General features: G+C 26.8%; 5 protein-coding genes. 3 read left to right on the top strand and 2 right to left on the bottom strand.

Annotation, left to right across the window (positions count from 1 at the left end):
• The coding region (locus MBFIL_RS09835; RefSeq protein WP_169805526.1) for an AAA family ATPase at positions 1–499 on the bottom strand (499 nt) is incomplete at its 3' end.
• A gap of 426 nt (positions 500–925) precedes the next feature.
• Positions 926–4,654, bottom strand: a complete 3,729-nt coding sequence (locus MBFIL_RS09830) for an Ig-like domain-containing protein (RefSeq protein WP_066974029.1) — start codon at positions 4,652–4,654, stop codon at positions 926–928.
• 964 nt (positions 4,655–5,618) lie between these two features.
• Here MBFIL_RS09830 and MBFIL_RS09825 point away from each other — a divergent pair.
• The 3 genes from MBFIL_RS09825 to MBFIL_RS09815 all read left to right on the top strand — a co-directional run bounded on the left by MBFIL_RS09825 (position 5,619) and on the right by MBFIL_RS09815 (position 10,327).
• Positions 5,619–8,435, top strand: coding sequence for a DEAD/DEAH box helicase (locus tag MBFIL_RS09825; RefSeq protein ID WP_066974027.1), 2,817 nt, complete (start codon positions 5,619–5,621; stop codon positions 8,433–8,435).
• 373 nt (positions 8,436–8,808) lie between these two features.
• Positions 8,809–9,852: a ribonuclease H-like domain-containing protein gene (locus MBFIL_RS09820; protein WP_066974025.1), complete on the top strand. Its 1,044-nt coding sequence runs from the start codon at positions 8,809–8,811 to the stop codon at positions 9,850–9,852.
• A gap of 166 nt (positions 9,853–10,018) precedes the next feature.
• Positions 10,019–10,327 (top strand): nucleotidyltransferase domain-containing protein, encoded by a 309-nt coding sequence (locus MBFIL_RS09815; RefSeq protein WP_066974023.1) that lies wholly within the window; start codon positions 10,019–10,021, stop codon positions 10,325–10,327.
• The last annotated feature ends 443 nt before the right edge of the window (positions 10,328–10,770 follow it).

Here is a 10,770-nt window from a genome sequence, read left to right as displayed (position 1 = left end):
GATTACCTTTAGCTATTTCAATATCATCTAAATGACTACTAATAGCTTTATCATACTCATCTATTAAGATAACAACTTTTTTACCATATTTTTCATGTATTCTAATGATTAACTCTGTAAATTTACTAGTTAAATCTTCGCTTAGAAGTTCTATTGAGTGTTCCATTTTTGTCATGTTAATGAAATCATTTAAAGAGATTTCTAATGTTTCAGGATTTTTATGTCCTATGCTTGCAAAATCTAAATAGATCACAGGGTAATTTTGAGTCCAATCATATTTATCATAAATATATAAACCTTTAAATAATTCTTTATTCCCTTTAAACAAGCTTTTTAAAGTGTTGGCAAGTAAAGATTTACCAAATCTTCTTGGTCTTGATAAAAAGTATATTTCACCTTCATTAACCATCCTATGGATGTATTTAGTTTTGTCAATGTATAAATAGTTTTTTTCTATTATTTTAGAAAATGTTGCAACCCCAATAGGTAATTTTTTCATCATATGTCTCCTTTACTAATATTTAAATTGATATTTATTTATTAGTTTTATATTTAATAAATTTTCCTAATTTTTGTATTACAATACATAAAATCAAAAATATTAATATGTCTTATTATGTCTTATCATATTGTTGTATAATAATTTTATACAGTACAAAATTTAAAAGCAGTCAAAAAAGTTTGAATTAATGTATAGAATTAGAATTAATCGTATAAACATTTTATACAATGTCTAACAATTAAAAAAATAGCTATTATATATGGTCATTATAGTTTTTAAATGTTTTTAAATAGATTTTTAAGTAGAAAAATAGTAATTAGGATTTTATTAACTTAAATTTATATTTGAATTTAGAAAAGTAACATTATACAATTTTTTTAAAAAAATAAAAAGTAAGGACATAAAGTCCTTAAAAAATTTAAATTATTCTTTTTTCTTATAACTTACAATTCCAAGAGCAGAAAGTAAAACAAACAATACAGCTATTAATGGAACACCAGTAGCTTTTGTAGTAACATAAGCACTATTTGCAGCTTTAACTTTAACATCTTGAGTTTCATCTGAATTATCGGTATATTGACCATTGTCACCATCAATATCTAAATCAGAATCTTCATCATTATCAACATCAGAATCATTTTTAGTTACATTAGAATTACTTCCATTTCCATCAGGATTGGTTTCATTTTCGATAGGTCTAGTCTCAGATAAAACAATGTTTATACGAAACCTAGAGACAGGATCATCTGAATCAGACGGATTATAATGTAGATCACCATCAAATACAGCGTGATATTCACCAGATTTGTAAACATATACATTACAAGAAGCTACACCATTAGCATCAGTAGTAGCATATCCAAGAATATCTCCATTTTCATAGATGAAATAAATCTCTTGACCCTCTAAAGGATTTCCATATTTGTCAGTGAGTTTTGCAGTTAAAGTAATTTCATCTCCTTCGGTTACATTAGTAACTGTCGGACTAGTAATTACAGTAGTAGTGTTTATTTTTGTAAGATTAACATAAGCAATTCCTGAAGCAGGATCATAATCAGAACCATTGTATACAAATTTATATTCGAAATATGTTTTATTGACAAATCCTACAGAATACTCATAATTTACAGTACCATTTGTATCAGTTAAGAAAGTACCAATTTCTACACCATCAATATAAAGAGTGACATTCAATCCAGGTATAGGTTTACCTTGCACATTAAGAATAGTGCCTGTTAAATTGACAGTTTTATTATATTCAATAGTACGATTAACTGCAGTAATGTTCAACTTAGCTGCAACAACAGTAACATTAGATAATGAAGAATTTGAAGGAGCAAAAGCATAATAATAATTATTTCCATTTATTCTACTTCTAAATTCGACCCAATATTCATAATAGTCTCCAGCATTTTTATTAGCAATAGGATTATATGCTGAGACAGCATCACCATTAGCATCAGTTGCTTTTCCAGGAACAATCATACCACCTATAATATGGAAAATTACACTTGCATTTTCTATAGGGTTACCATTTGCATCAGTAAGATGAGCAAATAATGTAAAGTTTTCTCCTTTCTTAACAGTAGAATTAGCACCAGTGATAATCACAGTTGTTACAGGTATAACTTCAATATTAAATGAGTCATTAGTAGTACGAGAATCATATGTTTGATACTCATTTCCTACATATCTTATCCAATATTTAACATCCTTATAAGTATCAGCTGTGTAGTTTACAGATGCAATACCTTTAGAATTAGTAGTAGCGTTAAATGAAATATCAGCCTTTTTATCATTTGAAAATGTGAAGGTAACATTTAAACCACTTACAGGTTTACCATCTGGACCAATAACAGTCACATTAATCAAAGTTGTACTACCATATGGAACAGTAATATCATCTGGACGAATAACACTTAAAGCACCAGGAGTAACATTAATTGTAGATACTGAAGAAGTTACATTATTATAAATTAAGTTATCTTGACTATTTTCTGGAACATACTCAGCATAATAATCAAAAGATGTTTTAGGACTTAATTCTAAATAAGCAAATCCATCACTATTAGTAAATGCAGAGTCTATAAGAGTGCTATTACCATAATAATAGAAATTAACTTTTTTATTAGCCAATCCTTCACCAGTTTTATTATTTTTGAGAGTAGCAGTGATATTTACTTTTTGACCAGAAGTAATTGTTGCATTATTAAGATTTACAATAGTTGTATTGAGTTTACTAACACCTATGATCTTTACATTAGAAGAGCTATTACTATAATTAGCATTACCAGCAAATTTAATTACAAAACTGAGGGTAGCACTATTATCTGGTATATTGTAATTAAAGATTATATTGCCATCATTATCACTATTAACTGCAGATTGAGTTACATTATTAATCCATAATTCGAAAAGTCCTGTTTCTATAGGGTCACCGTTTTGATCTACAACTGTAGCTTTAACAATAGCTATAGAATTATAGGTTGTATTTTCAATACTAATTAAATTAATGATTAGATCTCCAGGTAAAATAGTAACATTTGAAGGTGAATCTTTTGAAGTAGTATTTTCATAAGCTAATATAGTTGAATTAAAGACCGCATAATACTGGAAATCTTCAGTAGGTTTTACTACATTAAGATAAGCAATTCCATTAGAATTAGTAGTACTATGTCCTATTTCTGTATTATTATTTGCATAGTAAAAGTAAATAAGTTTACCAGCAATATCGCCTGGAGAAAGTCCAGTGAGGTTAGCAATTATAGTAACATTATTTCCTCTTTTAGTACTATTATTAGTAGTAGTTATAGTAGTATTAATTTTAGATATATTTAATACTAAAGGATCCTCAGTCCTATATCCATTGTATTGATCATTTCCAGGATATGAGACAAAAATAACTAAATTATCTGAATCAATAGGAATAGGAATAGTCCAATTTGCTGTTGCAACACCATTAGTAACAGTACCATTAATATCTTTAGTTTGATTGTTAAAATGGATTGAAAAAGTTAAATCTATTGGTTCAGTCACAGGATTATTATTCTGATCAAGTACAGTAGCATTTAACACAAGTGTCTCATTGTATTTAGCTATAGTCTCATTACGTAAAGTAATATTTAAATCAGCTTTATTAACAGTAACAGTAATGTTTTTAGTTCTATTTGTATTTTGATTATCAATAAATGCAAATCCGAACTCAGTATTATTTAGAACTGCATAATATGTATCAGTTGCAGTTGCAGTAATATTCTCGAATGTAGCAACACCATTAATAACTTTAGCAGTACTTACAAAACTATCATTTTTATATAAGCTAACATTAAGACCATTTAAATTAAGATCACGATCATTGAGCTTAGCAACTAATGTAATATTGTCACCATATTGAACTGTGGTGTTTTTAGAATTAATAGTGAAATTAAATGCAGTGGCATTTAGATATGAATAAGGTAAATAACCAGTGAATCCAGTTATATTTCCTTTGAGTCCACCATATTTAGCACCTCCAGTAGTAGTATAAGTTTCAACATTGACAGTGTTTCCAGTGAAGCTAGTATTATCGAAAATTAATATGCTTAATGAACCTGTTGCTATTCCAATAGCGCCAGTTACACCATTATTATTAAATTCAGAATTATTCACTGTGAAATTTGTAGCACCTGCAACATAAATAGCACTACCATTAGTTGCATTATTATTTTCGAAATTAGAATTTTCAATTGTGATTTTCGCAGGACTACCATTATTCCTTACAAATATAGCACCACCATTAACAGCAGCATTATTTATAAAAGTAGAATCTTTTATAACTATATCTGTAGGGCCTCCAGTTGCTTGTATTGAACTACCAGAATTTGAAGCATAATTGTTCTCAAAAGTACAATTTATAAAGATTAAATTACCATAACCACTAACAGCAGATCCATATGTTCCATTAACATTTTCAAAAATACAATTTGCAAAAGTGACATTACTATTATCAATATTAATAGCACCACCTCTAGCAAAAGTAGTATTTATGTTTTTTAGAGTAATGTTCTCAAAAGTTACTTCTGAATTAGTTATGTTAAACATGTGTTTATTAGCTGGAATTGTTCCAGTAAATACAACATCATCAGTAGAATTTGCATTTTTAACAATTTTCACTCCAGTTTTACCATTAATAGTTATATCTGTATTATTGGTTCCAGAATAATTTCCATCATCAATAATTACAGTGTCATTATTAGCAATAGTAGTAAAAGCATTTTTTTACTCCTGTACTATTATCAACATGTATATCTGCAGCTGAAACTGAAGACATGGATATTGTGAATACAGTTAGTGTTAACAAAAGTACCATTAGTGTTTTGTGAACTTTTTTGCTCTTTAAAATGTTTTCCAATTTCATAATATTATCACCTCATTTTTATTTAGTAAAAACATTTAGGTATGAAACAAAAAACTTAAATAGACCAATAGTAACACTACCATAAAACAATAAGGATATATGCATGTGCATATTATAGAGTTGGTACACTTTGTAATATATGCATGTGCAGTTTTATGGAAATACTAAATACGATACAATATATATATATATATATATCATTTTCGAGTCCGATTAGTGATTTAAATGTCTATGGTTTTGCTAAACTAAATTTTAAGCTCATACCTTCTTTTTTATATATCCTTAGTACTATATAAAGATTTTTGTAAATATGTAACTACAGATTGGAAACTGTTTATTGATTAATAGCTATTTTTCATGTTTTCTATATAAAAATTATAAAAATTGATATTCAGTGTGGGTTTTACATCTAATTGTTTTAATATTAATTAATTTTTTTTATATGAGTTGTGGATAGATAATATCAATGACCAATTACTATAATTGTATAAAATTATTATACAACAAATTGAATATACAGATTTTCATAATTCCATACAGTTATCATAATATTAGTAATACTTTATAAATAAATTATATTAACACGGATAATTTTCACTATAACTATGGTAAAATATTAATAGCTATATTAACATACAATTAAACTACTAAGAACAATGTAAATTAGTTTTTATAACATAATACTATTATATTGATTACAACCTAGAAGAAAAGATTAATATGGATGAAATAGCTATTGATAAATTTAAAAAAGATATAAGATTTCGAGGAAAAATTGTCCATATTGAAACAATACCTTCTAAAAAAGCAGAACATTCAAAAATAGCTAATTTAAATAAAGATATTGAAAATTATTTAAAAGATGAAGGAATTAAACTTTACACTCACCAAGCAGAAACTTATAATCACATTAAAGAAGATAAAAATGTGATTATAACTACTGCAACAGCATCAGGAAAAACTTTAGCCTTTAATTTACCAATACTTGAAGAATTATCTGGAAACAAACAAGCAACAGCATTATACATATACCCTGCTAAAGCATTATCAAGTGATCAGTTAAGTGTACTTAAAAACTTAGAGGAAAGATTAGGTATTGATATAAAACCTGAAAGATATGATGGAGACACTGAAAGAAACAAAAGATATTCTATTCGTCAAAATTCAAGAATAATCTTAACAAACCCCTACCAATTACACCATATTTTATCTTGGCATCATCAATGGAAAAGATTCTATAGTAATCTAAGATACATTGTAATTGATGAGGCTCATTATTACAAAGGAATATTTGGCTCAAATGTAGCTTTACTTATTAGACGGTTAAAGAGAATAGCTAAATATTATGGATCAGATTTTCAGTTTATATTATCTTCTGCAACACTGGCAAACCCATTAGAACTTGCAAATAAACTAACTGGTGAAGAATTCGTTCTTGTTGACAATGATACATCACCAAGTGGTGAAAAGGATTTTATACTTTACAATCCTTTTATAAATAATAAAATAGCTATTGAAGAAAATAATGAAAAAGAAGATATTAATAATAAACTAAGTATTACTCCAAATAAAACACTAAAAAACAATTCAAACAAAGCAACACTATCCATACACCAAGAAACAGAACATATATTCATTTATTTACTGCTTAAAAATGTTCAAACACTATGTTTTACAGTATCCCGTAAAATTGCTGAATTAATAGCTATGTGGGCTAAAAAAGACATGCTTAATTATCGGAGACGATTAGCTAAGCAAATTACAGCTTACAGAGCAGGATATCTTCCAGGCGAACGTCGTGAAATTGAGGAAGGTTTGAAATCAGGTAAATATTTAGGTGTAACATGCACTAATGCTCTTGAACTTGGAATAAACATCGGTTCTCTTGATGCAGTTATAATATCAGGTTACCCTGGAACCATGATATCAACATGGCAGCAAGCAGGACGATCTGGACGGGAAAATCAAAAATCATTAGTTATTTTAGTTGCTTTTGAAAATCAACTAGACCAGTATTTTATGAATAACCCTGAGTTTTTCTTTGACAAACCTCATGAAAATGCAATAATTGATTTAAACAATCAAAATATAATTTCCTCACAAATACAATGTGCAGCAAATGAACTTGTTTTAACTGAAGAGGAATTAAAAGAGTTCAATATAAGTAAAAATACATTAAAACAACTTTTGGATAAAGAATTACTTGTAAAAAATACCAAAACAAAACATTATATTTATTCACATGATGATCAACCATCTTTTAAACATTCTTTAGACCAGCTATCAACAGATCTTTTTAAAATAATGAATAATACTGAACTCTTAGAAGTTATGGAGAAATCTCAAGTTTATAGAGAAGCACATGAAGGAGCAGTTCTTATAAATAAAGGTGAAACATATATTGTAGATAATGTTAATTTAAGAAAGAACATAGTAAATGTAGTTAAAAGAAGTGTTGAATCTCATACAATCGTTTTAAAAGATGTAGATATTAGTATAATCAATAAAATCAAAAGAGTGAAAGTTGGAAATTTCACAGTGCATTTTGGAGAGTTGGAAGTTAAAGAAGATTTCATTAAATACAAAAAAATGCATTTTTCAAAAACTTTAGGAACCTATTTTTTAGATCTACCACCTCTCAGATTTAAAACAAAAGGAATATGGTTTACAATACCAACAGAACATAAAACTATTTTAGAAGATAAATTTAAAGAAGAAGATGTCTTTCACGGAGGATTACATGGCATAGAACATGGTATAATAGGTCTTTTCCCATTACATGTAATGTGTGATAGGTTTGATATTGGAGGACTTTCAACAAATTATCACGCCGATACTCAAGAAGCTACAATATTCATTTATGATGCCTACGAAGGAGGAATAGGAATAAATGAAAAAGCAATTGAGCTATTTAAAGAAATAATCCATTCAACATATGATCTTGTTAAAAACTGCAGTTGCAAAGAAGGCTGTCCATCATGTATCTACTCACCAAAGTGTGGAAATGAAAATAAGCCTCTTCATAAAGATGCAACAATTTATTTACTTAATTTTATTAAAGAAAAAATTAATAAAGAATCAATTACTGATGAAGTGGATATCAAAGAAATAATAGATATTGAAATGAATAATAGAGCTAATAAAATAAAAAATGATAAAGTAAGGAACCTTAATAAAACTAATATTAATAAGAATAAAAATAATAGTATTGAGAGTAATAAAAATAACATTAATAATAGTAATAAAAATAATAATATTACAAACAAATTTAAAGACAAAACAAATTTTAAAACCAAATATGAAGAAGCATTAGGATTATTTGAAAGTAAAGAATACACCTTTGCAAGAGACATCTTAGAAGATATGCTCAATGAAGATAAAAACAATGATAATGCATGGTATCTTCTCGGAGCTATTCTTGAAATTCAAGCAGACTATATGAAAGCATCTAACTTCTTAAAAAAAGCATTACGATTAAACCCATATCATGAAGATGCAAGTATACTACTTGAAAAGATAAAAAATGAATCTAAATAATAAGAATATGTGGTGATTTTATAACAGATAATAACTTAAAAGAAGAAGTACTAAATAAAGTTAAGGAAACTTTAAAAGATTATAATTTTAAAATTATTAATAATATAACTGTAATTTCACTAAGTAATAAAACTTCATATTTAGGAAGTATAAGATTTTTTGATTTAAATAAAGTAGAGGAAGTTAAATCCCTACTTAAAGATTTATTAGATAATTATGGTAAAAATAGCTTTAATGCTAAAGAAGTAATTTCATGTTGTGCTCCAACATATATATTAATTACTTTTAAAGTTGATATTATCTAAACCATATACCTTACTTAAAAGAGAATAATAAAATAACTGTTACTTAAAAAGAGAATAATAAGATTATTATGCCAAGTAAAAAACACCAAGAACATCAAAAAGAACTACTAAAAACATTACTATCCAGATCATTATCTTCAGAAAATCCATCAAAAGAAACAATAGCTAAAGCCGATGCAAATTCAACTAGCTATGTAAAAGATTTAAAAACAAGATTACTGAATAAATATGAAGGTAAAACTTTAGAAGACATTGAAAAAAGCGAAATAATAGAAAATAGCTATGGGGAAACATTACAAATCAAAGAAAAAGAAAAAATGGATTTTTCACTTAAATCAAATGATATTAAAAAAGAAATCCTTTGTGATTTAACATTAGTCCCCAGAATTGGAGATGCTACAGAAAAACGATTGAAAAATGAAGGATATGATAGTGTTGAATCATTACTTAAACATGAACGATTTGCAGACCCTGCAAAAGAAACACTGGACAAAATAGAATCAGGATCCTTTAAAGATTTATTTTACTTAGTCAAAAACAACAGCAATGCACAAAATAATTTATTAAAATGTGCAAGCCATATAGAGCATGGTGACTTTAAATTCATGGATATTGAAACATTGGGACTTTCAAATGTCCCCATAATATTAATAGGAATAGCTGAAATTCAAGGAAAATATATTGAATCTACACAATATTTACTTAGAGAAAAAGTAGAGGAACCTGCTGTAATTCAAGGGTTTATGGACCATTTAGATGAAAATTCTGTTTATGTTACATATAATGGAGCAAGTTTTGATGTGCCTTTTATTAAAAATAGAATGAATCATCATCGAATGGAATATGAACACAACCTAATCAACTATGATTTAATGTACTTTGCAAGACGATTATGGAGAGATAAATTACCAAATTGCAAATTGACAACAATAGAGAAACATTTGTTTGATATAGAACGTGTAGATGATGTTCCAGGATCACAGATCCCTGGATACTATGAAACTTATTTAAAAGAACAGAACATAGGTCCACTTATTCCAATTATAGAGCATAATAGAATGGATATAGTATCCTTAGCCAGTTTTATGATGAAAATGGCTGAAGAATGTTAGTTTAAGGATTATATTGATAAAATAATATATTTAGGCATTAAAGTTTTTCATCATCTATAATGATTTAATAAATAATAACAGAACAGAAAGAATATTAACTACTTTAAATATAAATATACTTTAATTTTATAAAAATGATAGATAAATTAAAACAGGAATGATATAGATGAATAGAAAAGAAATAGCTAAGGATTTTGCCAATTCTTTAAATCATCCAGAAATCGAAAAAATTATTCTTTTTGGTTCTGTTGCTCGTGGTGAGGATATTGATGAATCAGACATTGATATGCTCATTATTACTAAAAATGATGATGAATCCAAAATTAATAGTGATATTTATACTAAAGTTTTCAATATTCTTATTACAACAGGACAACGTATTTCTATTAAAATGAGATCAAAAGAATATTATAATAAATATATTAATTCTTCTTTTTTATCTAATGTAGAAAAAGATGGAATTTTATTAAATTAATATTTGTACACTGATTTCGCAAAATAGAAAATTTTGCAAAATCTCCCATAAGTGCCTAAATCAGTTTTTATGGCTTCAAAAAGGATTTTGAAAAAATTTTTTATTTTTTCGAAATCAGTGTTAAATTTCAATTTTTTAGGAAAGATAAACATGGATGATGAAATCAAATTATTTCTTATAATGGCTTAAAGCATATTTCTTAAATATGGATTTAATATATTTTGTCATCTATCATTGATGACAGTATTATTTTTAATTTATTATTATTTATTTTACAAATATAGTATGATACCTATTTTTTGACAATATATTCATCTATCCAATTTTCGACAAAAGATATTTCATCAACTAATTCGTAGTATAATTTAACCACTTCCTTTTTTAGGTATTCAATATCTGGAATGGGGTTTCTATGTAGTATATTTTTCATAGTTCTCCATAGT

Source organism: Methanobrevibacter filiformis, from assembly GCF_001639265.1.
GTDB classification, from domain to species: domain Archaea; phylum Methanobacteriota; class Methanobacteria; order Methanobacteriales; family Methanobacteriaceae; genus Methanacia; species Methanacia filiformis.
Note: the sequence above shows the minus strand (reverse complement) of the source record. Positions and strands in the feature narration are given on the sequence as shown.